At 69.5% G+C, this 25,729-nt stretch carries 21 protein-coding genes; 8 read left to right on the top strand and 13 right to left on the bottom strand.

Annotated features, from left to right (window positions below; all coding sequences use genetic code 11):
- Window positions 1–23: 23 nt before the first annotated feature.
- The 7 genes from ACGFX9_RS28855 to ACGFX9_RS28825 all read right to left on the bottom strand — a co-directional run bounded on the left by ACGFX9_RS28855 (window position 24) and on the right by ACGFX9_RS28825 (window position 11,531).
- Complete coding sequence (locus ACGFX9_RS28855; protein ID WP_393478427.1) at window positions 24–1,481, bottom strand: FG-GAP-like repeat-containing protein; 1,458 nt, start codon at window positions 1,479–1,481, stop codon at window positions 24–26.
- 41 nt (window positions 1,482–1,522) lie between these two features.
- Complete coding sequence (locus ACGFX9_RS28850) at window positions 1,523–2,929, bottom strand: FG-GAP-like repeat-containing protein (protein ID WP_393478423.1); 1,407 nt, start codon at window positions 2,927–2,929, stop codon at window positions 1,523–1,525.
- A gap of 90 nt (window positions 2,930–3,019) precedes the next feature.
- Window positions 3,020–4,504 carry an FG-GAP-like repeat-containing protein gene (locus tag ACGFX9_RS28845; RefSeq protein ID WP_393478418.1) on the bottom strand — a complete coding sequence of 495 codons (1,485 nt, stop codon included), beginning with the start codon at window positions 4,502–4,504 and terminating at the stop codon, window positions 3,020–3,022.
- A gap of 201 nt (window positions 4,505–4,705) precedes the next feature.
- On the bottom strand, window positions 4,706–6,166 hold the full coding sequence (locus tag ACGFX9_RS28840; protein ID WP_393478416.1) for an FG-GAP and VCBS repeat-containing protein: 1,461 nt from the start codon (window positions 6,164–6,166) through the stop codon (window positions 4,706–4,708).
- A 72-nt stretch (window positions 6,167–6,238) separates the two neighbouring features.
- A complete protein-coding gene (locus ACGFX9_RS28835; RefSeq protein ID WP_393478412.1) occupies window positions 6,239–7,612 on the bottom strand; it encodes an FG-GAP repeat protein in 1,374 nt (457 codons plus the stop codon).
- Between the two features lie 122 nt (window positions 7,613–7,734).
- On the bottom strand, window positions 7,735–9,117 hold the full coding sequence (locus tag ACGFX9_RS28830; protein ID WP_393478408.1) for an FG-GAP repeat domain-containing protein: 1,383 nt from the start codon (window positions 9,115–9,117) through the stop codon (window positions 7,735–7,737).
- Window positions 9,118–9,239: 122 nt separating this feature from the next.
- Window positions 9,240–11,531 carry a (Fe-S)-binding protein gene (locus tag ACGFX9_RS28825; protein WP_393478404.1) on the bottom strand — a complete coding sequence of 764 codons (2,292 nt, stop codon included), beginning with the start codon at window positions 11,529–11,531 and terminating at the stop codon, window positions 9,240–9,242.
- 342 nt (window positions 11,532–11,873) lie between these two features.
- On the opposite strand from ACGFX9_RS28825, the gene dnaK reads away from it, so the two are divergent.
- The 5 genes from dnaK to ACGFX9_RS28800 all read left to right on the top strand — a co-directional run bounded on the left by dnaK (window position 11,874) and on the right by ACGFX9_RS28800 (window position 16,808).
- Window positions 11,874–13,742, top strand: coding sequence for a molecular chaperone DnaK (dnaK, locus tag ACGFX9_RS28820; RefSeq protein ID WP_393478400.1), 1,869 nt, complete (start codon window positions 11,874–11,876; stop codon window positions 13,740–13,742).
- Window positions 13,739–14,461, top strand: a complete 723-nt coding sequence (grpE, locus tag ACGFX9_RS28815; RefSeq protein ID WP_393478397.1) for a nucleotide exchange factor GrpE — start codon at window positions 13,739–13,741, stop codon at window positions 14,459–14,461. Before dnaK ends, grpE begins: the two co-directional genes overlap by 4 nt.
- Before the next feature lie 52 nt (window positions 14,462–14,513).
- The gene (dnaJ, locus tag ACGFX9_RS28810) at window positions 14,514–15,719 is read left to right on the top strand and encodes a molecular chaperone DnaJ (RefSeq protein ID WP_393478392.1); all 1,206 of its coding nucleotides are present in this window, start codon (window positions 14,514–14,516) and stop codon (window positions 15,717–15,719) included.
- A gap of 1 nt (window position 15,720) precedes the next feature.
- Window positions 15,721–16,185 carry a heat shock protein transcriptional repressor HspR gene (locus ACGFX9_RS28805; protein WP_393478387.1) on the top strand — a complete coding sequence of 155 codons (465 nt, stop codon included), beginning with the start codon at window positions 15,721–15,723 and terminating at the stop codon, window positions 16,183–16,185.
- 122 nt (window positions 16,186–16,307) lie between these two features.
- Window positions 16,308–16,808 (top strand): hypothetical protein, encoded by a 501-nt coding sequence (locus ACGFX9_RS28800; protein ID WP_393478384.1) that lies wholly within the window; start codon window positions 16,308–16,310, stop codon window positions 16,806–16,808.
- A 21-nt stretch (window positions 16,809–16,829) separates the two neighbouring features.
- Here the strand turns inward: ACGFX9_RS28800 and ACGFX9_RS28795 are convergent, their stop codons facing one another.
- On the bottom strand, window positions 16,830–17,030 hold the full coding sequence (locus tag ACGFX9_RS28795; RefSeq protein ID WP_393478381.1) for a DUF397 domain-containing protein: 201 nt from the start codon (window positions 17,028–17,030) through the stop codon (window positions 16,830–16,832).
- Between the two features lie 9 nt (window positions 17,031–17,039).
- Window positions 17,040–17,921: a helix-turn-helix domain-containing protein gene (locus ACGFX9_RS28790; protein ID WP_393478378.1), complete on the bottom strand. Its 882-nt coding sequence runs from the start codon at window positions 17,919–17,921 to the stop codon at window positions 17,040–17,042.
- Window positions 17,922–18,169: 248 nt separating this feature from the next.
- Between ACGFX9_RS28790 and ACGFX9_RS28785 the strand changes: the two genes are divergently transcribed.
- Window positions 18,170–18,655, top strand: a complete 486-nt coding sequence (locus tag ACGFX9_RS28785; protein WP_393478375.1) for an ATP-binding protein — start codon at window positions 18,170–18,172, stop codon at window positions 18,653–18,655.
- On the opposite strand, the gene ACGFX9_RS28780 is transcribed toward ACGFX9_RS28785, so the two are convergent.
- The 3 genes from ACGFX9_RS28780 to ACGFX9_RS28770 form a co-directional block, all read right to left on the bottom strand.
- On the bottom strand, window positions 18,618–19,595 hold the full coding sequence (locus ACGFX9_RS28780; protein WP_393478372.1) for a LuxR C-terminal-related transcriptional regulator: 978 nt from the start codon (window positions 19,593–19,595) through the stop codon (window positions 18,618–18,620). The two genes, ACGFX9_RS28785 and ACGFX9_RS28780, sit on opposite strands and share 38 nt — an antisense overlap.
- An 86-nt stretch (window positions 19,596–19,681) precedes the next feature.
- Window positions 19,682–20,656 (bottom strand): LuxR C-terminal-related transcriptional regulator, encoded by a 975-nt coding sequence (locus tag ACGFX9_RS28775; protein WP_393478369.1) that lies wholly within the window; start codon window positions 20,654–20,656, stop codon window positions 19,682–19,684.
- A gap of 22 nt (window positions 20,657–20,678) precedes the next feature.
- The gene (locus ACGFX9_RS28770) at window positions 20,679–21,662 is read right to left on the bottom strand and encodes a helix-turn-helix transcriptional regulator (protein WP_393478366.1); all 984 of its coding nucleotides are present in this window, start codon (window positions 21,660–21,662) and stop codon (window positions 20,679–20,681) included.
- Between the two features lie 363 nt (window positions 21,663–22,025).
- Here ACGFX9_RS28770 and ACGFX9_RS28765 point away from each other — a divergent pair, with 363 nt between their 5' ends.
- Window positions 22,026–22,409: a hypothetical protein gene (locus ACGFX9_RS28765; protein WP_393478364.1), complete on the top strand. Its 384-nt coding sequence runs from the start codon at window positions 22,026–22,028 to the stop codon at window positions 22,407–22,409.
- Between the two features lie 116 nt (window positions 22,410–22,525).
- Here ACGFX9_RS28765 and ACGFX9_RS28760 read toward each other — a convergent pair whose 3' ends face one another.
- Complete coding sequence (locus ACGFX9_RS28760) at window positions 22,526–22,939, bottom strand: pyridoxamine 5'-phosphate oxidase family protein (RefSeq protein ID WP_393478361.1); 414 nt, start codon at window positions 22,937–22,939, stop codon at window positions 22,526–22,528.
- Between the two features lie 158 nt (window positions 22,940–23,097).
- On the opposite strand from ACGFX9_RS28760, the gene clpB reads away from it, so the two are divergent.
- A complete protein-coding gene (gene clpB, locus ACGFX9_RS28755) occupies window positions 23,098–25,719 on the top strand; it encodes an ATP-dependent chaperone ClpB (RefSeq protein WP_393478627.1) in 2,622 nt (873 codons plus the stop codon).
- Window positions 25,720–25,729: the final 10 nt, after the last annotated feature.

Here is a 25,729-nt window from a genome sequence, read left to right as displayed (position 1 = left end):
CAGGGTCGAGCCGTTGGTCGCGGCTAGCGGCCGATCACAGCTCCATAGGCGTACGGGTTGGAAGAGGCGGGCAGGCCGAGGGAGTTCGGCGTGACGACCGAGCCGCCCGCCTTGGCGCCGGGCAGATCCCAGACGCCGCCCGCGGAGGAGTTCTCGCCGGGCGCGGCGACGGACAGGTCCGGTACGCCGTCACCGTTGTGATCACCGAAGGCGAGGGCCGCGCCGAAGGTGTCGCCGGCCTCCGCGGCGCCCAGGATGCCGGGCGAGTTCTGCTGGTAGGCGACCGCGCTCGCCGCGCCCCGGTCGTCCAGGATGCCCTTCGTACCGCCCTTGAGGACGGTGACACTGCCCGCACGCGCGGCGCTGCCGATGGCCTCGCCGGGGGCGCCCGCGATCAGGTCGTCCTTGCCGTCGCCGTCGATGTCCGCGGCGGCAAGGGCGTTGCCGAAGTCGTCACCCGTCTCGGCGACTCCGGGGACGCCCGCGGTGTCCTGGTTGAGGGTCTGCCCCTGCCATACGAGGCCGCTGCCGTCCCCGTAGTGGATGTGGATGCCGCCGCCCTTGGCGAGTTCCTCGGGGCCGCACGGGTCGTCGATGTTCTCGTCGGCGATCTCGCGGCAGTTGCCGAGCGCGAGGTCGTCGTGGCCGTCGCCGTTGAAGTCACCGGCGGCGAGGGCGCCCGCGGCGCTGTTGTCGCTGCTGAAGGCCAAGCCGAAGTAGCCCTCGTCCTTGAGGTAGCTGCGGACCTGGACGTGGGACTGCGTGTAGGGCTGGTTCTGCGTGTAGAAGGCGACGGCCAGATCCGGGCGGCCGTCGGAGTCGAAGTCGCCGGTCGTCATGACGGGCGCGCGACCGCCCATGCGGTCGGCCATGAGGGGCGTGGTGTCGGCGGCGTACGGGTTGAGGTTGGCGACGACCTTGTCCTTGCCGCCGATGGCCAGGTCGACGTCCGTGTCACCGGTGAAGTCGGCGGCGGCCAGGGCGTTCCCGTACGCGTCGCCGGACTGCGCGCCGCGGGCCGCGGTGTTGGCCAGGGCGAAGCCGTCGCCGGTGCCGTAGAGGACGGTGACTGAGCCTGCGTCGGTCTTGGCGTCGATGTCCTCGCCGGGGGCGCCGATGACGAGGTCTGCGTACTGGTCGTCGTCCACGTGCGCGGTGGTGACGGCCCCACCGAAGCGGTCACCGGCCTCCGGGGTGCCGGGCACCTCGACGGTGGCCTGAGTGATGACCCGCACGCTGTGCGGCCCGGGCCCGTACTCACCGCCGAAGACGACGCTCACGTACCCGGCCTTGGCCTTCCCGCCGACGGTGGCACTGGGCACACCGACGGCGAGGTCCGCGTAGCCGTCGCCGTTGAAGTCGTCGGTGTGCCGCGCGGGGGCGGCGGACGCCGCGGTGGGCAGAGTCAGCGGGGCGAGTCCCACCGCTAGGAGCGTGAGCGCCGCTGTGGCAAGACGGGTGTGCACGAGGAGGGTCTCCAAATGGGTTATGGAAGCGAAGCGTTGAGAGGGCCCCGGGTGGTTCAGCGGGAGATGACAGATCCGAATGCGGCGTAGTCGCCGGTCACGCCCAGCTTGTCGGCGCAGAGGTAGAGGGAGCCGGTGACGGAGGTGCCATGGGTGTTCCAGGTGCAGCCGCTGCCGTTCTCGCCGGGAACGCCGACACTGAGGTCCGCCTTGCCGTCCCTGTTCCGGTCCGCGAGATCGACCACAGCGCCGAAGGTGTCCGAGGCCTCCACGGCCCCCGCCACACCCTCGGTGTTCTCGTGGATCGCCCGTGCTCCCGAGCCGGTCAGCCCTCGTGCGGAACCGAGCAGGACCGTCACGGAACCCGCGGAGTCCTTGCCGTCGACGTCCTCGCCCGGGGCTCCCACGACGACGTCGCTGAACCCATCGCTGTTGGTGTCCCCGCTGCTCACCGAGAAACCGAACCGGTCACTGCCCTCGCCCGTGCCGGGGACGCCCGCGGTGTCCTGGTTGATCCGGGTCGGAGTCTGGCCGGGATCGATGCCCGTGGGCCCGCCGTACCAGACGGAGATCTCTCCACCGAGATGGGCGTCGGGCCGGTCCGTCTCCGGGTCCATGTCGTCGCCGAGAATCAGGTCGCCGTAGCCGTCGCCGTTGACGTCACCGATCGCGCCGGTCGTGCCGTCCGCATCCGTCAACTCGGTTCGCCTGTACTGCCCCTGGGCCCAGTCGTCGACGTAGACGCGGCCGCCGGCGTCGTCGCCGGACAGCCCGGGCAGCATGACGCGCTCCGCGGTCTTGTCACTGTCGACGTTGCCCGTGACCGCGTCGCGTGCGTTGCCGAGCTGATGGTCTCTCCCCTGCGTGAGGGGAGCACCCTGGTGGGTGAACGGCCCCTGGAAGTACTGGACGCTGCAGCGGGAACCCACAGCGATGTCCGCCGCGCCATTGGCATCGGTGTCCCCGACGGTCAGGGATTCGGCGAATGCGCACTCGGTGTCCGGTACGGAGGACGGCTCGACCGTGGCTCCGGCACCGAGTCCGGACGCACCGCCCCAGACGATGGTGAGGCTGCCCGCGTCGCGATCGCCGTCGACGTCCTCGCGCGGTGCGCCGATGAGCAGATCCGCGTAGCCGTCGAGGTCGAGGTCACCGGTCGCGAGCGTCTCGCCGAACCTGTCGCTGTTCTCGGCCGCGCCCGGTATCCCGGCGCTCGACTGCGAGACGGTCTGGCGGCGGGTGGCGCTCACGCCGTTCGCCGAACCGTAGAAGACGACGACTGTGCCCGCGGAATCCTTGCCGGAGACAGTGGCGTCGGGAGCGGCGACCACGAGGTCCCGATAGCCGTCGCCGTTGAAGTCGCCCGAGAGGCCGGAGGGGGCGGCCAAAGCTGCTTCGGCGGGGAGAGTGACCAGGCCGGTTGTCGTCAGGGCCGCGGTCAGGACGAAGGTGCGTATGCGCACAGGAGCTCCGAGAGGCAGAGCCGGGCCCGCAGCGGTGGGAGCGTGCGGGCCCGGGAGTTGAGAGAGGGCTGAGCAGAGGGAACCGCGGAGCTAGTCCGCGAAGTTCGAGCCGAGGCGCGGCGTGCCCGAGGCCGCGATGCCCACCGTGGACGTGTAGACGCCGGAGGTGCCCGCGAGGGTGCCGTCGGGCAGGGCGTCAAGGACGTAGAAGGCGCCGTTGTCGCCGTTCTCCCCCAGCGCGCCGACGGAGACATCGCCCCGGCCGTCGCCGTTCAGGTCGTCGACGTGGACGTCCGAGCCGAAGTAGTCGTTCTTCTCATTGGAGTTGGGGACGCCGGGCGAGTCCTGGCTGTACAGCACCGCACCCTCCGTGGAGAGACCGGAGCCGTCCGCCGCGCCGTAGATGACGGTGACCGAGCCCGCGTCGGCGATGCCGTTCAGGTCCTCGCCGGAGGAGCTCGCGACCAGGTCGAGGTGGCCGTCGCCGTTGATGTCGCCGAGGTCGAGCTCCGAGCCGAACGCGTCGCCCGTCTCGCTGCCGCCGGGGATGCCCGCCGTGTCCTGGGTGATGGCCTGGCTGTCGCCGTACGGGCCGTTCGCGTTGCCCTTCACCACGTACACGGTGCCGCCCTTGTGGGCGCCGTCGATGCCCTCGTCCCAGGTCAGGCCGATGATGACGTCGCCGTAGCCGTCGCCGTCCGTGTCGCCCACGTCCGTGATGTGGCCCGCGGGCAGCCGCTGTACGCCGCTCGTGGTGACGCCGTTCGCGCTGCCCGGCAGCCACAGGTTGGCGTTGTAGTCGTCCGCGGTGGAGAAGCCGTTGACGATCAGGTCGTCCTTGCCGTCGCCGTTGACGTCCCCGGAGTGCAGGTTGAAGGGGCCCGCGTCCTCACCGCTGTGGATGGGCGGCAGGACCGTGTAGTGGTCGCCGGTGGCCCCGGAGCGGGAGATGCCGCCGTCGAAGATGTCGAGGGTGGCGGCGCCCGACGATGAGCCGACGGCGAGGTCGTCCTTGCCGTCGCCGTCGAAGTCACCCGCCTGGAGGGGGCCGCCGAAGAAGTCGTGTTTGGTGGGGCGCGGGTCCTTGATCGTGGCGCCGCCGGAGAGACCGCCGGGGGAGCCCCACAGGACCTGGACCGTGCCGCCGTCGACGTCGTCGCCGACGTCCTCGCCGATCGCGGCGACGGCGAGGTCGTCGTAGCCGTCGCCGTCGAAGTCTCCGTACGCGGTGTCGCCGCCGAAGGCGTCGCGCGTCTCCGCGCTGCCGGGCACGCCCGCGCTGTTCTGGCTGTATGTGACGTGGCGCTGCTCGGCACCGCCGTACGTGACGACCACCTGGCCCGCCTTGTCCTTGCCGCCGACGTTGGCGTGCGGGGCGCTGGTGGCGAGGTCGGCCGCGCCGTCGCCGTTGAAGTCGGCGTCGTCCGGCTGGGTGGCCGCGGCGGGGGCGGCGGTCGCCGCGGTGGCCGTCAGGGTGAGGAGTCCGCCTGTGAGCGCGGCGGCGGTGGCCGTCGCCGCCGCGAGGCGGCCGCGTCTGGAGGGGGTGCGGGGGGCGGTGCGCTTGTGCTTCGGCATGACCGTGGTCTCCTGCGGCTGCGGTGGCTGTTCGCCTGGCGTTGGGGCGATGTAGGGGCCCCGTTGGCTAGGAGGAGACCGTTGGTGGGGCGCAAGGGTTGTATGGGAACGCCGGAGGGACCGAGAAATCAGCCCCTCCGGCGCTTGAGGAATGGGGTCCTGGGGCGGAGCCCCACACCGCGGAGCCGGTGACAGTGACCGTCAGCGGCCCAGCACCGCTCCATACCCGCTCGCCCCGGCGAGGCCCAGCTTGCCCGGCGTCACCGAAGTCACCGCAGGCCTCGGCCCGTCCGTGGGGGTCGCCGCGTACCAGACGCCGCCCGACTTCGCGTCCTCGCCGGGAGCGCCCACGGCGACGTCCGGGAGGCCGTCGCCGTTGTAGTCGCCCGCGGTGACCGCCGCACCGAGCCGGTCGCCCGCCTCCGCCGTGCCCGCGACTCCCGCGGAGTTCTGGCTGAAGGCGGGGCCCGCGAGAGGCGTGCCCGCGCCGGTCGAGGTGAGGAACCAGTACGTGCCCGCGTTCGCCGCGGTGCCCACCGCCTCCGCGTCGGCGCCGCCGATCAGCTCGTCGCGGCCGTCCTGGTCGGTGTCGGTGGACGCGAGCCGCGCCCCGAAGTTGTCCCCGGACTCCGCGCTGCCGCCGACTCCGGTACTGCCCTGCGTCGTGCAGGAGGACGGGCCGCCCAGCGTGGTGCCCTTCTTGCCGTAGACGGTGAGGATCGCCCCGCCGAGCCGGTCCTCGCAGGCCGTGGACTCCGACTCCGGGTTCGGCTGGACGTCGCCGATCGCCAGATCCGTGGTGTCGTCCCCGTCGAAGTCACCGGTGGCGAGCGCGGTGTCGGTGCTGTCGCCCGTGTCCCACGTCGTCTTCCACTCGCCGGTAGCGGCGTCACGGCTCTTCACCGTCGTACCGCTGACCTCCATGCCGTCGTACGAGAACGCGAGGTCGTCCCCGCCGTCCCCGTCGAAGTCACCGGCGACCAGCGCGCGAGGCCCCGCGAAGTGCCAGCCCTCGACCCGGGAGAGCTTCGCGGACGAGCCCGCGGTGAACGGTCCCGACCGCACCACGACCGAGCTGGTCTCGTCGAAGTGGGAGTTGAGGGCGATGTCCTGGTCGCCGTCCTTGTCGAAGTCGCCGGTGGCGAGCAGCGCGCCGTAACCACCGTCGCTGACCGCTCCGTTGGCCGCGGTGAAGCCGCCCTTGAAGCCCGCCGCCGAGCCCCAGACGACCGTGACGGTGCCCGCGGACAGGCCCGCGTCGTTGTCCTCGTCGGGCGTGCCGACGACCAGGTCGCTGAAGCCGTCGCCGTTCATGTCGTCGGAGGTCACGGTGTGGCCGAAGCCGTCGCCCGCCTCGGCGGTGCCGGGCACGCCCGCCGTGGACTGGCTGACGGTGGTCGAGCCGTGCTTGCCCAGGCCGGACTTGCCGCCCCACACCACATTCACGTAACCGGCCTTGGTCTTGCCGTCGACCGTCGCGCCGGGCACGCCGACCGCGAGGTCCGCGAAACCGTCGTTGTTGTAGTCGGCCGTCGGGTTGGCGGGCTCGGCTGCCGAGGCGCCGCCCGCGGTCAGGGCCGCGAGGCCGAGCACGGTCGCCGCGCAGAGCGCGCCCGTCGTGAGGAGCTTGTTCCGTGCGGGCTTCCGCACGTGCTGAGGCATCGAGGGCACTTAGGTGTCTCCAAGTAGTAACTGGTGATAGGGGTTACGGCGGGGTTACGGCTCTCACGTCGGTCAGCGCAGCGTCGTGCCGAAGCTCGCGCCGCCGAGCCCGAAGTCGGTGCCGTTGAAGGACGCCGCGTACGACGACGTCAGCCCCGTCGATGTGCCGCGCAGGACCCACACGGCGCCGGCGTCCACCGTCGTGCCGATGTCCTCGCCGGTCGCGCCGGTGGCCAGGTCGGCCTTGCCGTTCTTGTTGATGTCCTTGAGGCGGACGGACGCGCCGAAGCTGTCGCCCGCCTCTGCGACGCCGGGCACGCCCGCGGTCTCCTGGTGCCAGGCCTTGCCGGAGGTGAACGTGCCCGCGGTGGACTTCAGGAGGGTCACGCTGCCGGTGCCCCCCACCGTGCCGACCTCCTCGCCGGGGGCGCCCACCGCGAGGTCCGGGAGGCCGTCGCCCGTGACGTCGCCCACGGCTACGGACGCGCCGAAGCCGTCGTCCGCCTCGTCGGCGCCGGGGACGCCCGTACTGGCCTGGTCGTACGTCACCGGGGCGCCGAACTTGTCGTCGCCGCCGAACCGTACGGTGACCGAACCGCCCTGTCCGTCGCGGGAGTTACCGGTGACGAGGTCGTCGTAGCCGTCGCCGTTGACATCACCTGCGGTGGCCGCGTCGCGCGTCGCCGTCGGGTCGCCGCCCTCGGCGATGAGCTCGGACTCGTAGCCGTAGTCGCCGACGCCGCCGTTCATGTGCGCGGTGTAGGCGCCGCCGTCCGCGCGCTCGCCGTACAGGACGAAGCCGACGCCGTCCTTGTACTTGAAGTTGCCCGCGACCATGCCGTCCAGGTGGGCGCCCTCGGGGATGAAGTCGACCTCAAGGCCGTACGCTCGGCCCTCCGCCCCGGAGTAGAACCACCAGTTGTCTCCGCTGATCACGGCCAGCTGCGGCGAGCCGTCGTAGTCGAGGTCGGTCCAGGCGGTGGCCTCGCCGAAGCGGCCCGCGGTGTCCGCCGGGGCGTTCAGGACGTGGCCGCCGGTGGTGAAGGCGTTCTTGCCGCCCTTGATGACGGTGACGGAGCCGGTGGGCTTGCCCTCGACCTTCTCGCCGGGGGCTCCGACGATCAGGTCGGCGTAGCCGTCCCCGTCCGTGTCGCCGCTGGTGACGTTCTCGCCGAACTCGTCCTCGGCCTCGGTGACTCCGGGCACCCCGGCCGTGTTCTGCGTGACGGTGACGGAGCGGCTGGCGGAGACCCCGGAGGCCGAACCGAACGTCACGGTCACGGAGTTGGAGCCGGGCGTGCCGATCGCGAGGTCACGGTAGCCGTCGCCGTTGTAGTCGTCCTTGAGCGTCGACGCGGCGCTCGCCGTGCCCGCGAGGGGCAGCGTCAGGCCCGCGCCGGCGAGGGCGGCGACACTCGCGGCGATGGCCAGGTTTCGTACACGCACGTGGGGCTCCCGGTAGTGGGGAAAGGCTTCCGGGGGTGTGACTGGCGGGGCGTACGAATGGTTGTGCGACGGGAGAGGGAGGGTGTCCTGCGGGTGAACACCCGGAGCGTCGGGGCAGGCCGTCAGGCGCCGTCCCCCAGCGCCAGGAACTCCCTTGTGGAGAACGTCAGTTGAGGCTTGTGCGCGACCAGGTCGGTCTTCACCCCCGGATACACCCCCACCGTGTCCTTGCCCTCCCCCCGATACGTACGAAGGACCAGATCGGCCCGCTTGTCCCCGTCGAAGTCGGTGATGGCGAGGACCTGCGTGGTGCCCTTGGCCGAAGGGACCACGAGGGAGGAGGCGTTGCTGTCGAGCTTCCCCGTACGTCCCCGGAAGACCCGCACCTCACCGGTGCCGCCGCCGTCCCCGCTGCTCCCGCCGCTCAGGACGAGCTCGCTCACGCCGTCGCCGTCGAGGTCCCCCGTGTCCACGGCGACGTTCTTGGACTCCATGGAGGCGCGCACGGTACCGGGCACGTCATAGCGCAGGGCGACGCCCGTGGGGCCCGCGATGGCCGCGTCCGTCGCCTTGCCCTTGCCGAAGCGGCCGAACGCGATGTCCGTACCGGCCGGGAAGAGCACCCCGGTCTCGGCGGGGCCCTTCGGGCCGCCCAGGACGAGGGCGCTGGTGGCCGCGCCCGACGCGTTCGCGGCCTTGCGGACGAGGACGTCGTCGTAACCGTCGCGGTCGACGTCCGTCGCCCTGCCGGTGACGAGGTCGTTGCCCGGCGCGGTCAGCGGCTTGCCCGCCGCGCGCGGGGCGCCTGTCCGCTTGAACGGGCCGCGCAGATAGGTGAGCCGGGCGCCGCTCGCGTGCAGCACGAGGTCGGTGGCGCCGTCCCCGTCGAAGTCACCGCACACCGGCTGGTCGGACCAGTCGTTGCCGAACCGGGACCGCTCGGGCACCTTCACCTTCACGGCCTTGCCCTTGAGCCCCTGCGGCGAGCCGAAGAGGATCTGCAGCGGCACGGGCGGCTGGCCCTGGCCGTTGTAGGGCGGGTCGGTGGAGACCAGCAGATCGCTGAAGCCGTCCCTGTCGAGGTCGCAGGAGGCCTCGGACTCGAAGGCGGCGGGCAGCTCACCCTTGGTGCGCGCACCGTTGGCCCGGGCGCTCAGCAACTGCCGCGCCCCGGGCCGCAGTCCGCTCGTGGAGCCGTACACGACGCCGATGCCCGCGTCATCGCCGTGACCGCTGTGCACGAGATCGTCGAGTACGAGATCGGGGGCGCCGTCACCGTTGAAGTCGTCGTCGATCTTGCTGCCCTTGCCGCGCGGTACGGGCAGCTGGCCCGCGCCCTTGCCCGCCATGCTGACGGGCCGGTGCCGTGCGTCGGTCCCACCGGCGCCGTCGTCGCCACCGCCGCCGCAACCGGCGAGCAGCAGCGCGCAGCCGACGGCGGTGGCCGTACCCACGACACCACCGCGTCTGACGCCACGTATGCCACGTATACCGGCACTCCGCATGCCCATCCCCCACCCCGAACGCCCCAGCAGACAACAACCAGCACATGATGCCCCCCTTCCGCACGACACGAAAGGCCGGTCCCGCCCTCAGGGCGGAACCGGCCTTTCACGTCATGTCGTGCCTACTTGACCGGCTCGGGCTCCGGCTCGTCCGCGGTCTCGGACTCACCGGCGGGGTCCACCGGGGTCTTCACGGAGTCGAGCAGCAACTGCGCGACGTCCACGACCTGGAGGGACTCCTGGGCCTTGCCGTCGTTCTTCTTGCCGTTGACGGAGTCGGTGAGCATCACCAGGCAGAACGGGCAGGCGGTCGACACGATGTCGGGGTTGAGGCTGAGCGCCTCGTCGACCCGCTCCGTGTTGATGCGCTTGCCGATCCGCTCCTCCATCCACATCCGCGCACCACCGGCGCCGCAGCAGAAGCCGCGCTCCTTGTGGCGGTGCATCTCCTGCTGGCGCAGGCCGGGGACGGCGGACATGATCTCGCGCGGCGGCGTGTAGATCTTGTTGTGCCGGCCCAGGTAGCACGGGTCGTGGTAGGTGATGAGGCCCTCGACGGGCGTCACCGGGATCAGCTTGCCCTCGTCGATGAGGTGCTGGAGCAGCTGCGTGTGGTGGATGACTTCGTAGTCACCGCCGAGCTGGGGGTACTCGTTGCCGAGGGTGTTGAGGCAGTGCGGGCAGGTCGCGACGATCTTCTTCGCGGTCTTCGGCTTCTTGGTCGACTCGTCCTCGCCCGCGGCGGAGCCGCTATCAGACTCAGTTTCGCCGAACGCCATGTTCAGCATCGCGACGTTCTCCTGGCCGAGCTGCTGGAAGAGCGGCTCGTTGCCCAGGCGCCGTGCGGAGTCACCGGTGCACTTCTCGTCGCCGCCCATGATCGCGAACTTGACGCCCGCCATGTTGAGCAGCTCCGCGAAGGCCTTGGTGGTCTTCTTCGCCCGGTCTTCGAGGGAGCCGGCGCAGCCGACCCAGTAGAGGTACTCGACCTCGGTGAGGTCCTCGATGTCCTTGCCGACGACCGGCACCTCGAAGTCGAGCTCCTTGAGCCACTCAAGGCGCTGCTTCTTGGCGAGACCCCAGGGGTTGCCCTTCTTCTCCAGGTTCTTGAGCATCGTGCCCGCCTCGGACGGGAACGCGGACTCGATCATCACCTGGTAGCGGCGCATGTCGACGATGTGGTCGATGTGCTCGATGTCGACGGGGCACTGTTCGACGCAGGCGCCGCAGCTGGTGCAGGACCACAGGACGTCCGGGTCGATGACGCCGTTCTCCTCGGCGGTGCCGATGAGGGGGCGCTCGGCCTCCGCGATGGCCGCGGCGGGAACGTCCTTGAGCTGCTCGGCCGACGCCTTCTCGTTGCCCTCCATGTCCTTGCCGCCACCGGCGAGCAAGTAGGGGGCCTTGGCGTGCGCGTGGTCGCGCAGCGACATGATGAGCAGCTTGGGGGAGAGGGGCTTGCCGGTGTTCCAGGCGGGGCACTGCGACTGGCAGCGGCCGCACTCCGTACACGTACTGAAGTCGAGCAGGCCCTTCCAGGAGAACTGCTCGACCTGGCTGACGCCGAAGACGTCGTCCTCGCCCGGGTCCTCCCAGTCGATCGGCTTGCCGCCGGACGTCATGGGCTGGAGCTCGCCCAGGGTCGTCGAGCCGTCCGCGTCGCGCTTGAACCAGATGTTGGGGAAGGCGAGGAAGCGGTGCCAGGCCACACCCATGTCGGTCTTCAGGGCGACCGTGATCATCCAGATGAACGACGTCGCGATCTTGATCATCGCGAAGAGGTACGTCAGGGTCTGCAGCGTCCCGATGTCCATCCCCTCGAACGCCGACACCAGCGGGTACGAGACGAAGAACGAGGCCTCGTAGCCGTCCACGTGGTGCTGGGCGCCCTCCAGGGCGTGCAGCGTGAAGATGCAGATGCCGACGATGAGGATGACGGCCTCGACGAAGTACGCCTGGCCCGTCTTGGAGCCCGCGAAGCGGGACTTGCGGCCCGCCTTGTTGGGGCTGTTGAGCTGCCGGATGACGATCAGCGTCAGGATGCCGAGCACGGTCATCGTGCCGAGGAACTCGACGAAGATGTTGTACGGGGCCCACTCGCCGACGATCGGCAGCAGCCAGTCCGCCTTGAAGAGCTGGCCGACGGCGTTGACGATGGTCAGGAGCAGCGAGAAGAAGCCCACCGCCACGAACCAGTGCGCGACACCGACGATGCCCCACCGGTTCATCCGGGTGTGGCCGAGGAACTCCTTGGCCACCGTCAGCGTGCGCTGCACGGGTTCGTCGGTTCGGGTGCCGGCGGGGATGCTCTGCCCCATCCGCATGAAGTTGATGATCTGCAGGATGGCTCGGGCGAACAGTGCGACGCCGACCGCCATCAAGACCAGCGACACGATGATCGCGGCGAGTTGCATTTGGGGGCTCCTCGGGCCTGCGAGGGTGAGATTACTAAGCGGTAACTTATGCAGTCCGTCTGAGACTACCCACTTACATCGCCGCACTGTAGCCAGCAAGGCGGTGATCTGCGTCGCTCAGGCAACCCTTGCCGTGTCCGTGCCCCGTAAGGGGCGCGGGGAACTGCGCGACCAGCCACGTTCGACCTGCAGGCGAGGTCCGTGGTGCCAGCTGAGGAGCCTAGTTGCGCGTAAGACCGGGATAAGAGTTGAGCCCCCCACGCTCAGCTCTGTTGACTCCAGCGAAGCGCTAATGCATCCTTGAGCCAGATCCACTCAAGAAGTACCTCTGGAGGAACCGAAATGGCACGTGCGGTCGGCATCGACCTGGGCACGACTAACTCTGTCGTCAGCGTTCTTGAAGGCGGCGAGCCCACCGTCATCACCAACGCCGAGGGCGCCAGGACCACGCCGTCCGTCGTCGCCTTCGCGAAGAACGGCGAGGTGCTGGTCGGCGAGGTGGCGAAGCGCCAGGCGGTCACCAACGTCGACAGGACCATCCGCTCGGTCAAGCGCCACATGGGCACTGACTGGAAGGTGGACATCGACGAGAAGGGGTTCAACCCCCAGCAGATCTCGGCGTTCATCCTGCAGAAGCTGAAGCGCGACGCCGAGGCGTACCTGGGCGAGAAGGTGGCCGACGCGGTCATCACCGTCCCGGCGTACTTCAACGACTCGGAGCGCCAGGCGACGAAGGAGGCCGGCGAGATCGCGGGCCTGAACGTCCTGCGCATCGTCAACGAGCCGACGGCCGCCGCTCTCGCGTACGGCCTCGACAAGGACGACCAGACGATCCTCGTCTTCGACCTCGGTGGCGGCACCTTCGACGTGTCCCTCCTGGAGATCGGCGACGGCGTCGTCGAGGTGAAGGCCACGAACGGCGACAACCACCTCGGTGGTGACGACTGGGACCAGCGCGTCGTCGACTACCTGGTCAAGCAGTTCAACAACGGCCACGGCGTGGACCTCTCCAAGGACAAGATGGCGCTCCAGCGCCTGCGCGAGGCGGCCGAGAAGGCCAAGATCGAGCTGTCCTCCTCCACGGAGACCTCGATCAACCTGCCCTACATCACGGCGTCCGCCGAGGGCCCGCTGCACCTGGACGAGAAGCTCACGCGCGCCCAGTTCCAGCAGCTCACGTCCGACCTCCTTGAGCGGTGCAAGAACCCGTTCAACAACGTCATCAAGGACGCGGGCATCCAGCTCTCCGAGATCGACCACGTCGTTCTCGTCGGTGGCTCGACCCGTATGCCCGCCGTCGCGGAGCTCGTCAAGGAGCTGACCGGCGGCCAGGACGCCAACAAGGGCGTGAACCCGGACGAGGTCGTCGCCATCGGCGCCGCGCTTCAGGCCGGTGTCCTCAAGGGCGAGGTCAAGGACGTCCTGCTCCTCGACGTCACCCCGCTGTCCCTCGGCATCGAGACCAAGGGAGGGATCATGACCAAGCTCATCGAGCGCAACACCACGATCCCGACCAAGCGCTCGGAGATCTTCACGACGGCCGAGGACAACCAGCCGTCCGTCCAGATCCAGGTCTACCAGGGCGAGCGCGAGATCGCGGCGTACAACAAGAAGCTCGGGATGTTCGAGCTGACCGGTCTGCCGCCGGCCCCGCGTGGTGTCCCGCAGATCGAGGTCGCCTTCGACATCGACGCCAACGGCATCATGCACGTGACGGCCAAGGACCTCGGCACCGGCAAGGAGCAGAAGATGACCGTCACCGGCGGCTCCTCGCTGCCGAAGGACGAGGTCGACCGCATGCGCCAGGAGGCCGAGCAGTACGCGGACGAGGACCACAAGCGCCGCGAGGCCGCCGAGTCCCGCAACCAGGGCGAGCAGCTCGTCTACCAGACGGAGAAGTTCCTCACCGACAACGCGGACAAGGTCCCCGGTGACGTGAAGACCGAGGTCGAGTCCGCCGTCGAAGAGCTGAAGGAGAAGCTCAAGGGCGAGGACACGGCGGAGATCCGCACGGCCACCGAGAAGGTCGCGGCCGTCTCGCAGAAGCTGGGCCAGGCCATGTACGCGGACGCTCAGGCCGCCGGTGCCGAGGGCGCTGCCCCGGGTGCCGAAGGTGGCGAGGCCCCGAACATGTCCAAGGAAGACGACGTGGTCGACGCCGAGATCGTCGACGACGAGAAGCCCGGTGACACGAAGGGCGGCGCCGCATGACCGAGGAGACTCCGGGCTTCGGTGACAACACCGAGCAGCCTGACGTCCCCTCCGGCGCCACCCCTGATGACGCGGCGCCGCAGGCCGCCGAGCCCTCCACTGAGGAGGGCCCGGCGGCCCCGGCCGGGGACGCAAGCAAGGAATCCGCTGCTCAGTCCGCACAGTCCGCTCAGGACGTCGGCCTGACGGCGCAGCTGGACCAGGTGCGTACGGCGCTCGGCGAGCGCACGGCGGACCTCCAGCGACTGCAGGCGGAGTACCAGAACTACCGCCGCCGTGTGGAGCGGGACAAGGTCACGGTCAAGGAGATCGCCGCGGCGAACCTCCTGTCCGAGCTCCTCCCGACCCTCGACGACGTCGGCCGCGCCCGTGAACACGGCGAGCTGGTCGGCGGCTTCAAGTCGGTGGCGGAGGCACTGGAGACGGTCGTCGCCAAGATGGGCCTCCAGCAGTTCGGCAAGGAGGGCGAGCCCTTCGACCCGACGATCCACGAGGCCCTGATGCACTCGTACGCGCCTGACGTCACGGAGACGACGTGCGTCGCGATCCTGCAGCCTGGGTATCGCATCGGCGAGCGCACCATCCGCCCCGCGCGGGTGGCCGTGGCCGAGCCGCAGCCGGGCGCGCAGACGGTCAAGGACTCCGAGGCCGCTGCTTCCACGGACTCCGCCGAGCCGGCGGAGGACAAGGAGACCGGTGGCGGCCCGGACGAGGGCTGACGTAGGGCTGACGTAACGGAGTTGTTGTGAAGCGAGAGGAGGGACGTCGGGGATGAGCACCAAGGACTTCATCGAGAAGGACTACTACAAGGTCCTCGGCGTCCCCAAGGACGCCACCGAAGCCGAGATCAAGAAGGCGTACCGGAAACTCGCCCGCGAGAACCACCCGGACGCCAACAAGGGCAACGCGAAAGCGGAAGAGCGCTTCAAGGAGATCTCCGAGGCGAACGACATCCTCGGGGACCCCAAGAAGCGCAAGGAGTACGACGAAGCGCGTGCTCTCTTCGGCAACGGCGGCTTCAGGGCAGGACCCGGAGGCGGCGGTGCCGGAGGCTCCTTCAACTTCGACCTGGGCGACCTCTTCGGAGGCGGCGCCCCGGGCGGCGGTGGAGCGGGCGGCGCCGGCGGCTTCGGGGGCGGCCTGGGTGACGTCTTCGGGGGCCTGTTCAACCGGGGCGGCGCGGGCCAGGGCGGCACCGGCACGCGTACGCAGCCGAGGCGTGGCCAGGACATCGAGTCCGAGGTCACGCTGAGCTTCACGGAGGCGGTGGACGGGGCCACGGTCCCGCTGCGCATGTCCTCCCAGGCGCCCTGCAAGGCCTGTTCCGGCACCGGCGACAAGAACGGCACACCCCGCGTGTGCCCGACCTGCGTCGGCACGGGCCAGGTCACGCGGGGCGGCGGCGGCGGTTTCTCCCTCACCGACCCCTGCGTGGACTGCAAGGGCCGTGGGCTCATCGCCCAGGACCCCTGCGAGGTCTGCAAGGGCTCGGGCCGGGCGAAGTCGTCGCGCACGATGCAGGTCCGCATTCCGGCGGGCGTCAGCGACAGCCAGCGCATCCGCCTGCGCGGCAAGGGCGGCCCCGGTGAACGGGGCGGTCCCGCAGGCGACTTGTACGTGGTCGTGCACGTGGACACCCACCCGGTCTTCGGCCGCAAGGGCGACAACCTGACGGTGACGGTGCCGGTGACGTATCCGGAGGCGGCACTGGGCGGCGAGGTGAAGGTCCCCACCCTTGGCGGCCCGCCGGTCACCCTGAAGCTCCCGCCGGGCACGCCCAACGGCCGTACGATGCGGGCGCGCGGCAAGGGAGCGGTCCGCAAGGACGGCTCGCGGGGCGATCTGCTGGTGACGGTGGAGGTATCGGTCCCGACATCGCTGAGCGACCAGGCGAAGGAAGCCCTGGAGTCCTACCGCGAGGCGACTGCGGACGACGATCCGCGGGCAGAACTGTTCCAGGCCGCGAAGGGAGCTTGAGATGGACGGCCGTCGTCGACAGTCCAATTTTGGGCGTGCGTACCAACTGACAGACGAGACGCCGGTGTACGTCATCTCGGTGGCGGCCCAGCTGTCGGGCCTCCACCCGCAGACCCTGCGTCAGTACGACCGCCTCGGCCTGGTATCCCCGGACCGCACGGCGGGCCGTGGCCGCCGCTACTCCGCCCGTGACATCGAACTGCTGCGTACCGTCCAGCAGTTGTCGCAGGAGGAGGGCATCAACCTCGCCGGCATCAAGCGCATCATCGAGCTGGAGAACCAGGTCGCGGCGCTGCAGTCCCGCGTGGCGGAACTGGCATCGGCGGTCGAGGGCGCGGCCACAGCGATGCAGCAACGCGAGGCGGCGGTGCACGCGTCGTACCGCCGTGACCTGGTCCCGTACCAGGATGTGCAGCAGGCGAGCGCGCTGGTGGTGTGGCGTCCGAAGAGGACGACGGAGCAATAGCTACTGGCTACTGTTGCTGGTTGACGAAGGGGCCGGGAGGGGAACCTCCCGGCCCCTTCGTACGTCTCGGTGGTCGACCTGATCATTCTTTACCGGGGGATAGCGGGGGGATCACCATGGCCATGGTGGGACTTTTCTGGATCGCCGAGGGCGATGTGTACGTGGGCGCGAAGCCGTCGGGCCTCGCGGCAGGGGTGCGGCTGACGCCGGAGGGGGTGGCGGCCCTGGGGGACAAACAGTCGGGCCTGTGGCTGTGGGAGGACATCCGAGGCCTCACGGTGGAGGACGCCCCGGTGAAGTCCCTCAAGCGCCAGGTGGGCACGCTGGTGGACCTGGCCCTGACGGTGGGCCTGGGCGGCGGCGACGAGGCCCCGACCATGACGCTCCGCCTCTCGACGGAGGCCGGGGACACGGACCTCGCGGCATACACCGCGGCGGCGACGGGCTACTCCCGGCCGGAGTACGACCTGTCCCTGACGCTCCTGTCCCGCCTGACGGAGGGCGAGGCGACCCTGCGGACCACGCTGGCGGCGATGGCGGAGTGGGGACGCCGCCACGAGGGCGGCACGCCGAGGACGGCTGAGCGGGAGGCATTGCTGCGGGGGTGGGCCGCCGGGGGTTGATTTGTAATGGGGTGCGGGGGCTCAGAGTGGCGGTCGCTGCGGGGGCTGGTGCTTGAGGTGACGGAGAAGGCTCGTCAGCCGGGCGGGGGCGGTGGCGAGGACGGCGTCCGGGGTGTCGCTCTCGCGTATGCGGATCGTTCCGTCGGGGGCGGTGGCGAGGTAGAGGCAGTCCCCTTCCGGGCCGCCGCTGAATGACGACTTCTGCCAGTTCAGCTGGGGCATTGGGGCCTCCTAGAGGGTGTAGAGCAGGTGCTGGACGAGGGCCAGAGAGTCCTTCACCGAGTGTGCTTCAGGGGCCGACGGTACGTCGATGGGGGCGAGGGCGTTCTCGGCGAGGCGCTCGAACAGCGTGCCGTACTGCAACAGTTGCTCTCGGCCGGTCAAGTACTGGTCTCCCGTGGGCTGCTCAAGGATGACGGTCCCCAGGCTCGCCACGCTGGGGACGGCGTGGACGAAGTTCCCGCTGAGGCCCGCGTACGCCTGCGCGCTGAACGGATAGACCTGGATGGTGACGTTCGGCAGCCGGCCCACCTCGATGAGGTGCAGCAGCTGTTCACGCACGGTGGGCGCGCTGCCGAACCTCATGTGCAGGGCGGCCTCGTGGATGATCGCGTGCACGGACGGCGGGTTGGCGCACGTGAGAATGTGCTGACGTTCCATGCGGAATCTCAGGGCGTCCTCGACGTTGTCGACACCCAGCTTGGGGCTGCTGAAGATGGCTCGGGCGTAGTCGGCGGTCTGGAAGAGGCCGGGGATGAAGAGGGACTGGTGGGTGCGGAGCGTGACGGCACTCTCCTCCAGCTCGGCGAGATTGAGCGCCCCGGGACCTCTGCTCTTCCTGTGGCTGCTCCACCATCCCTTTCCGGTCGCCTCGGACATGGACACCAACGCCTCGACGTAGGGCTCGTCGGTGCAACCATATGCACGGCACAGGTCCAACAGCCGATCGGTGAGGACCGAGGTCCGGCCCAGCTCGATGTGGCTCAGCTGCCCGCGGCTCATGCCGATGCGGTCGGCCGCCTCCCCTGCGGTCAATCCTGCTAGCTCGCGCAGCTGTTTGAGTTCGAGGCCGAGCCTCCGCTGGCGTTCGCTGATGGCGGTGCGCAGTCCCACGACGTCTCCTTGGTGGCTTGCCCGAAGTCTGCCCTGCTGCAAGGAGTTGGTCCACCGAAAGTGGGGATCTGGTTGCGCATTTGCACCCTGAGTCCCTACCGTGAGTGTGGCTCCGGTAACCCAGCGGAGCTGCTCAACTCCCCCTGCCCATAAGCCGAAAGGCACCCGAAGGCCCCGCAAGGAGCTCAAGGGCAGCGCCATCGCCCGGTGTGGGGCACCCTCACTCACCTCCCGACGGGAGAACCGCCATGCCCCCTGCCCCCGCCTGCCCGGACGGGCCCCGCGCACCGCACCGCGCGGCTCAACTCACGTACGACTACAGCCTCTTCGCCCCCGGCGACGCGACCGCGCCGAAGGTCTGCCGGGACTTCGTACGGGCGGTGCTCCGCACCCTGGACCGGGACGCGCTGGTGATGCCGGCGACCCTCTGCACCTCGGAACTCGTCACGAACGTGCACCTGCACACCAAGGGCGCGGCGATGCTGCGGATCCTGCTGACCCCGGCGCGCCTGCGCCTGACGGTCTTCGACGAGAGCCCGGACCCGCCGGTGGTCGCACACCCGGCTGCCGGAGCGGCGGCCTGCTGGGGCCGGGGTCTTGCCCTGGTCGCGGAGATGGCCGACGCGTGGGGTGTGGCGGATGAGCGGGCGGGGCGGTACGCGAAGGGGGTGTGGTTCGAGCTGGGAAAGGCGCCGGTCAGCTCTGTTGGTCCAGAACTCCCGACTGGCCTATGAGGAAGCCGAGTTGGGCTCGGCTGTGGCTCCCGAGGGTGTCGGCGAGTTTGGCGATGTGGACGCGGGCCGTGCGGACGTTCATGCCGAGCCGGGCGGCGATCTCGGAGTCCGTAAGGCCCTCGGTGAGGAGGGCGGCGATGGCTCGCTGGCGCGCGGTGATGCCGTTCGCGGGGGGTTGCGGGGCGGCCTGGGGCCACATGGGGGTGGCGAGGCGCCAGAGGCGGTCGAAGGTGGTGGCGAGGTACTCGACCACGGCGGGGTGGCGCAGCTCCAGGGCGAGGCTGCGGTCCTTGCTCGCCGGGATGAAGGCCACGGTCCGGTCGAAGACGAAGAGGCGCTCCGTGACCTCGTCCAGGGTGCGTGCTTCCACGTCACCTTCGAGCCGCTCGAAGTAGGCGAGGACGGGGAGTGAGTGGCGGGTGGTGTGCTGGTAGAGGGTGCGCATCCGGCAGCCGCGGGAGAGCAGTGCCTGATCGCGGGGGAGGGCGTCGGCCAAGGTCTCCGGGGGGCGGGTGCCGCCGGGTTGTACGGCGAGGAACTCTTCCGTGGCGTCGGTCATGGCCCGGTCGATGGCGGAGTTGATGCGTTCGAGGCCGTCGAGGACGGTGATCGCGGGGTCGTCGTCGGCGGCGGAGGCGAGCCGCGCGTCGAGCGCCATGAGCGGCTCGAAGGCCGCCATGAGTCTTTCCTCGTTGCGGCGCTGGTCCGTCACGCGGTCCTCGATGGTGCGCAGCAGGCGGGGGAGAGCGGTGGCGGGTGCGGCGGGGCGCAGCCGGCGCAGGTCGTGCGCGTCGGGGTGGAGCAGGCCGAAGTCGAGCAGGCAGGGTGCCTGGGCGACGTCTTCACCTGGGATGTGACCTTCGCGCAGGGCTCGGGTGTAGAGGGCTGAGCCTGCGGCGCAGAGCTGCTCGACGCCGTGCGGCGGGTGCTCGACGTGCACTCTGGCCCCCTCCCCAGTGGTTGAAGCGACGCGATTCTATGCGGGGCCAATCGCGTCCTGGGCGGGAACAGCGGCCGAGAGGTCCGTCATTTCTGCTGGTCGAGGATGCCTGAGCGGCCTATGAGGTACCCGAGCTGGGCCCGGCTCTTGCTGCCGAGGGTGGCGGCCAGTTTGGCGATGTGGACGCGGGCGGTGCGGACATTGAGGCCAAGGCGTGCGGCGATCTCGGAGTCGGTGAGGCCTTCGACCAGGAATCCGGCTACCGCGCGTTGCCGGGTGGAGATGCCATGGCCGGAGGGCTCCGGAGCGGGCCGCGGATGCATGGGGGTGGCCAAGCGCCAGAAGCGTTCGAAGGCGGTGGCGAGGTAGTCGACCAGGGCGGGTTGGCGTACTTCGAGGGCCGCCGTGCGGTCTTTGTTCGCGGGGATGTAGGCCACGGTCCGGTCGATGACGACAAGCCGTTCGGTGACTTCGTCGAGGGTGCGGACCTCGACGTCGCCGTCCAGTTGTTCGAAGTGGGCGAGGACCGGAAGCGCGTGCCGTGTCGTGTGCTGGTAGAGCGTGCGCATGCGGCCACCGCACGTGAGAAGTGCCTGCTCAAGGGGGAGCGCCGCCGCCAGGACTTCAGGAGCTCTGGTGCCGCCGGGCTGGACGGTGAGCAACTCGCGAGAAGCACGGGCCATGGCTTCGGATATGGCTGAATTGATGCGCTCGAAGCCGTGGAGAAGTGTGACCGACGGAGCGTCTGTTGTGGAGGCTTTGTGAGTGCCGAGCGTCATGAGTGGCTCAAAAAGATCGGCCAGTTTCGTCTCGCGATGCCGTTGGTGCGCAATGTCTTCCTCGATGATCCGCAGCAACCGGGGAAGGGCGACGGCAGGCGGCGTGGGCAGGAGCCACCGTGTGTCGTTGCCGTCCGAACGCAGCAGCCCGAAGTCGGCCAGGCAAGGAACTCCGATCACGCTCTCGCTGTGGATGCGGCCCTCGGCCAGCGCGCGGGCGTACAGTGCCGAGCCCGCATCACACAGTTCGTCGACCCCGTGCGTGTGGGGCTCAGTCGTCACGTCGGAACGCTCCTCCCCGGGTTCAGTGGTCCTTCTCGAGGATTCCTGACTGGGCGATCAGGTAGCCGAGTTGAGCACGGCTGCCGCTGCCCAGGGCGGCAGCGATCTTGGCGATGTGGGCGCGGCAGGTGCGGACGTTCATGCCGAGGCGCCGGGCGATCGCCTCGTCCACGTGGCCCTCGATGAGGAGTTTGGCGATGGTGCGTTGGACTCCGGTTATGCCGTCCGAAGTGATGTCGTAGGGGACTTCCTCCGTCAGCGGGACAGCGCGCTGCCACAGTTGCTCGAAGACCTTGCTGAGGTACTCGACCAGTCCAGGATGACGCAGCTCAAGAGCGACCCGGCGGTCGTCACTGGCCGGGATGAAGGCGACGGTCCCGTCGAAAATGATCAAACGCTCGATGAGCTCTTCGAGGGTGCGCACTTGGACCTTGCCGCCGGATATGCGATCCACGTAGGCCAGCGTTCCCTGGCTGTGCCTGGCCGTGTGCTGGTACAGCGTGCGGATGCTGACTCCGCGGTCCGTGAGCGGCCTGTCGCGCTCCAGGGCCTGGGTCAGCGCGTCCACAGGGCGGCCGCCGCCGGGCTGGATCGTGAGCACCGTGGTCTTGCACTCGGCGGTGGCGGAGTTCAGTGCGGCATTGATCCGCTCGAACCCCTCCAGCACGGTGATCGCGTGGATGCTGGCAGCGCTCTGGGTGCTGATGGCGACGAATGGATCGAAGGAGTCGGTCAGTTCGATGGCGAGCCGTCTGCGATCTTGGATCTCTCGTTCCAGCGGATGCAGCCGTTGTGCCAGCGCGACGGACGGTGGAACGGGGCGGAGCCAGTTCGCGTCGTCGGGATCGGGGTGGAGGAGACCGAATTCCACGAGACACGGGGCGGGTTCGACCTCGACGCGGGTGATGCGACCGGTACGCAACGCGCTGGCGTAAAGCTGTGCTCCTTCGTCGCACAGCTCAGTGACAGCATGGGGATGTGTCGGCTTTGCGTAAATCGCGGTCATATCTCCACCCCCCAGGGTCCTGAACGTGCAGGAACATGATGCATCGCTCCTGTGGCATTGACATGCCTGAATGAGCCATCGTCATGTTGGCCGGGGGAGAGGAATCCATCAAGTGAGGACGAAGCCGACTATGCGCGTGAGAATGCTTGGCTCAGTGCTTGCCACTGTCTTCTCTGCCGCCCTGGCCCTCGGTGTTCTGAGTGGCTCGAGCCATGGAGCGGGGGTTGCCCGAGAGGCGGCCCCACCGGACACCGGCTGGACGAGCGTGGAAACGGCCCCGATAACGGATACGGGCTGGACCCGCGTGACGGCGTCCCCGGCGACGGATACGGGCTGGACTGTCGGGAGGCCGGGTGTAGTCGCATGAGCACTCCCCCCGACGACCGCACCTTCCGCCGAGAAATGGCCACCGCCTACCGCTCCGGTTGGCACTTCATCGATCTCGCCACCGCGATACCCCACGCGGGCGACTCCCTGATGGTCACTCTCCTCGGTGAGCCAGTCGTCGTCACCCGTGACGACGAGGAGGAGATCCGGGCCTACCGGTGCCTCCGTAAGCCGCGCGGCGCCCCGCAGCCCGTGCGGTGTGCCATTCGGTACGGGATGGTCTTCGTCAATCTCGACCGGCGTGACCACCAGCTGGTCGGTGAGCCGGGTCAGCAGGACCGGCAGCACCAACACCAGCCGCAGGATCAGCAGAGTTCACGCACTACAAGAGCCATCACAGCCACCCCCCGCAGCGCCTGACGCGATTCCCCCGTCGTTGTAAATCGCGTAGGTGCTTCCCCCAGCAGCGGCGCCACCGTGGACCTGAACACGGTGGCGCCGCTGTGCTGTGTCCGGGGTCGCGAGCCGGACGGACGTCACGCCTTGCCCATGGCCCGCGTCAGCTCGATCTCGATCAGCACCCGGTCCGGGTTCTCCCTCGGCACCCGCCCGTACCGCTCCTCGTAGCGCCGCATCGCCTCCGCGATCTCCCCGGGCTCCGTACGCACGTACGCCTGCCCCTCCAGCGTCGCCCAGCGCCGCCCGTCCACCTGGCAGACCGCCACCCGCGCCCCTGGCCCGTCCACGCCCGTCGCCGCGAGGATGTGGGAGACCTTCGTGCTCGATTTGTTCGCGAGTACGCGGGCGACACCCGCCTGAGGGTCGTACGTCACGCCGACCGGCACCACGTGCGGGGTGCCGTCCGGGCGCGGGGTCGTCAGCGTGCACAGGTGCCGTTCGCGCCAGAAGCTGAGGTAGGCGGGGGTCGGGTGGAGCGGGTCGATGGCCATGGAGGGAACCTAACCGGTTGCTGCCGGGCCCCTCGACTACGGCATCGCGACGCGACCCTTGAGTGGAATAGACTCAACTTTATGTACGCTAGGTAAGTCAGATGGGCCAGGTGAGGCCGCCAGGCCGCCGTACGTACCGCAAGGAGGAGACGACACACGTGGACGCCGAGCTGACCAACAGGAGCCGGGATGCCATCAACGCGGCCAGCAATCGGGCCGTGGAGGGCGGGCATGCCGATCTGACCCCCTCGCATCTGCTGCTCGCCCTGCTGGAAGGGCAGGACAACGAGAACATCACCGACCTGCTCGCCGCGGTCGACGCCGACCAGGTGGCAGTCCGCGCCGACGCCGAGCGCGCGCTCGCCGCACTGCCCAGCGTCACCGGGTCGACCGTCGCACCGCCCCAGCCCAACCGCGAGCTGCTCGCGGTCATCGCCGACGCCTCGCAGCGGGCGAAGGAGCTGGGCGATGATTATCTTTCGACCGAGCATCTGCTGATCGGCACAGCTGCCAAGGGCGGCGCCGCCGGTGAGATCCTGAGCCGGCACGGAGCCACCGCCAAGAAGCTGCTCGACGCGTTCGAGACGGCAAGGGGAGGACGCCGGGTGACCACACCGGACCCGGAAGGTCAGTACAAGGCTCTGGAGAAGTTCGGGACCGACTTCACCGCCGCGGCACGAGAAGGACGGCTCGACCCCGTCATCGGGCGTGATCAGGAGATCCGCCGCGTGGTGCAGGTCCTTTCCCGGCGTACGAAGAACAACCCCGTGCTCATCGGCGAGCCCGGCGTCGGCAAGACCGCCGTCGTCGAAGGGCTCGCGCAGCGCATCGTGAAGGGCGACGTCCCCGAGTCGCTGAAGAACAAGCGGCTCGTCTCGCTCGACCTCGGCGCCATGGTCGCGGGCGCGAAGTACCGCGGTGAGTTCGAGGAACGCCTGAAGACGGTCCTCTCCGAGATCAAGGAGAGCGACGGGCAGATCATCACCTTCATCGACGAGCTGCACACCGTCGTGGGGGCCGGTGCGGGCGGTGACTCCGCCATGGACGCCGGAAACATGCTCAAGCCCATGCTCGCCCGCGGCGAGCTGCGGATGGTCGGCGCCACCACCCTCGACGAGTACCGCGAGCGGATCGAGAAGGATCCCGCCCTGGAGCGCCGCTTCCAGCAGGTGCTGGTCGCCGAGCCCTCCGTCGAGGACTCCATCGCCATCCTCCGCGGTCTCAAGGGGCGGTACGAAGCCCACCACAAGGTCCAGATCGCCGACAGCGCGCTCGTCGCCGCCGCCTCGCTCTCCGACCGGTACATCACTTCCCGTTTCCTGCCCGACAAGGCCATCGACCTCGTCGACGAGGCCGCGTCCCGGCTGCGGATGGAGATCGACTCCTCTCCCCTTGAGATCGACGAGCTCCAGCGCGCCGTCGACCGGCTGAAGATGGAGGAGCTCGCGCTCAGCAAGGAGACCGACCCCGCGAGCAAGGAGCGCCTCGAAAGGCTGCGGCGCGACCTCGCCGACAAGGAGGAGGAGCTGCGCGGGCTCAACGCGCGCTGGGAGAAGGAGAAGCAGTCCCTCAACCGCGTCGGTGAGCTGAAGGAGAAGCTCGACGAACTGCGCGGGCAGGCCGAACGCGCCCAGCGCGACGGCGACTTCGACACCGCGAGCAAGCTGCTCTACGGCGAGATCCCCACCCTCGAACACGACCTGGAGGTGGCGTCCGAGGCAGAGGAAGAGGTCTCCAAGGACACCATGGTCAAGGAAGAGGTCGGGCCCGACGACATCGCCGACGTGGTCGGCGCCTGGACGGGTATTCCGGCTGGGCGGCTCCTCGAAGGCGAGACGCAGAAGCTGCTGCGCATGGAGGACGAGCTCGGCAAGCGGCTCATCGGCCAGACCGAGGCCGTGCGCGCGGTGTCGGACGCCGTGCGGCGCACCCGCGCCGGGATCGCCGACCCCGACCGGCCCACCGGATCCTTCCTCTTCCTCGGGCCGACCGGCGTCGGCAAGACGGAGCTGGCGAAGGCCCTCGCCGACTTCCTCTTCGACGACGAGCGCGCCATGGTCCGCATCGACATGAGCGAGTACGGCGAGAAGCACAGCGTGGCCAGGCTGGTCGGCGCTCCTCCCGGCTACGTCGGCTATGAGGAGGGCGGCCAGCTCACCGAGGCCGTGCGGCGGCGCCCGTACAGCGTCGTACTCCTCGACGAGGTCGAAAAGGCGCACCCGGAGGTCTTCGACGTACTGCTCCAGGTCCTCGACGACGGGCGGCTCACCGACGGGCAGGGGCGGACGGTGGACTTCCGCAACACCATCCTGGTGCTGACCTCCAACCTCGGCAGCCAGTTCCTCGTCGAGCCGGCGACGTCGGCCGAGGAGAAGAAGCAGCAGGTCCTGACCATGGTGAGGGCCTCTTTCAAGCCGGAGTTCCTGAACCGCCTCGACGACCTCGTCGTCTTCTCGGCGCTCGAAAAGGACGAGCTCGCGCACATCGCCGAGCTGCAGATCGGCCGCCTCGCCAAGCGCCTCGCCGAGCGGCGGCTCACGCTGGACGTCTCGCCGGACGCGCTGGCGTGGCTGGCGGAGGAGGGCAACGACCCCGCGTACGGTGCGCGCCCGCTGCGGCGTCTCATCCAGACGTCCATCGGCGACCGGCTCGCGAAGGAGATCCTCTCGGGCGAGGTCAAGGACGGGGACACGGTGCGCGTGGACGTCTTCGGGGACGGTCTGATCGTCGGCCCGGCGACGGGAAGCACACCGGTGAATACACCGGGAAAGTCCCTGTGAAGCACTTCAG

Origin of the sequence: Streptomyces sp. NPDC048436, from assembly GCF_043200355.1 — a bacterium.
In the GTDB taxonomy this organism is placed as follows: Bacteria; Actinomycetota; Actinomycetes; order Streptomycetales; family Streptomycetaceae; genus Streptomyces.
The sequence above is the reverse complement of the archived record's forward strand: the minus strand, read 5'-3'. Positions and strand labels throughout refer to the sequence as shown.

What these genes read in the sequence shown, in the direction of transcription:
- ACGFX9_RS28840 (WP_393478416.1), bottom strand. Translation starts at nt 6,166, where the DNA reads ATGCCTCAGCACGTGCGGAAGCCCGCACGGAACAAGCTCCTCACGACG.
- dnaK (WP_393478400.1), top strand. Translation starts at nt 11,874, where the DNA reads ATGGCACGTGCGGTCGGCATCGACCTGGGCACGACTAACTCTGTCGTC.
- ACGFX9_RS28830 (WP_393478408.1), bottom strand. Translation starts at nt 9,117, where the DNA reads ATGCGGAGTGCCGGTATACGTGGCATACGTGGCGTCAGACGCGGTGGT.
- ACGFX9_RS28825 (WP_393478404.1), bottom strand. Translation starts at nt 11,531, where the DNA reads ATGCAACTCGCCGCGATCATCGTGTCGCTGGTCTTGATGGCGGTCGGC.
- ACGFX9_RS28770 (WP_393478366.1), bottom strand. Translation starts at nt 21,662, where the DNA reads ATGACCGCGATTTACGCAAAGCCGACACATCCCCATGCTGTCACTGAG.
- ACGFX9_RS28760 (WP_393478361.1), bottom strand. Translation starts at nt 22,939, where the DNA reads ATGGCCATCGACCCGCTCCACCCGACCCCCGCCTACCTCAGCTTCTGG.
- ACGFX9_RS28785 (WP_393478375.1), top strand. Translation starts at nt 18,170, where the DNA reads ATGCCCCCTGCCCCCGCCTGCCCGGACGGGCCCCGCGCACCGCACCGC.
- dnaJ (WP_393478392.1), top strand. Translation starts at nt 14,514, where the DNA reads ATGAGCACCAAGGACTTCATCGAGAAGGACTACTACAAGGTCCTCGGC.
- ACGFX9_RS28800 (WP_393478384.1), top strand. Translation starts at nt 16,308, where the DNA reads ATGGTGGGACTTTTCTGGATCGCCGAGGGCGATGTGTACGTGGGCGCG.
- grpE (WP_393478397.1), top strand. Translation starts at nt 13,739, where the DNA reads ATGACCGAGGAGACTCCGGGCTTCGGTGACAACACCGAGCAGCCTGAC.
- ACGFX9_RS28795 (WP_393478381.1), bottom strand. Translation starts at nt 17,030, where the DNA reads ATGCCCCAGCTGAACTGGCAGAAGTCGTCATTCAGCGGCGGCCCGGAA.
- ACGFX9_RS28765 (WP_393478364.1), top strand. Translation starts at nt 22,026, where the DNA reads ATGAGCACTCCCCCCGACGACCGCACCTTCCGCCGAGAAATGGCCACC.
- ACGFX9_RS28845 (WP_393478418.1), bottom strand. Translation starts at nt 4,504, where the DNA reads ATGCCGAAGCACAAGCGCACCGCCCCCCGCACCCCCTCCAGACGCGGC.
- ACGFX9_RS28805 (WP_393478387.1), top strand. Translation starts at nt 15,721, where the DNA reads ATGGACGGCCGTCGTCGACAGTCCAATTTTGGGCGTGCGTACCAACTG.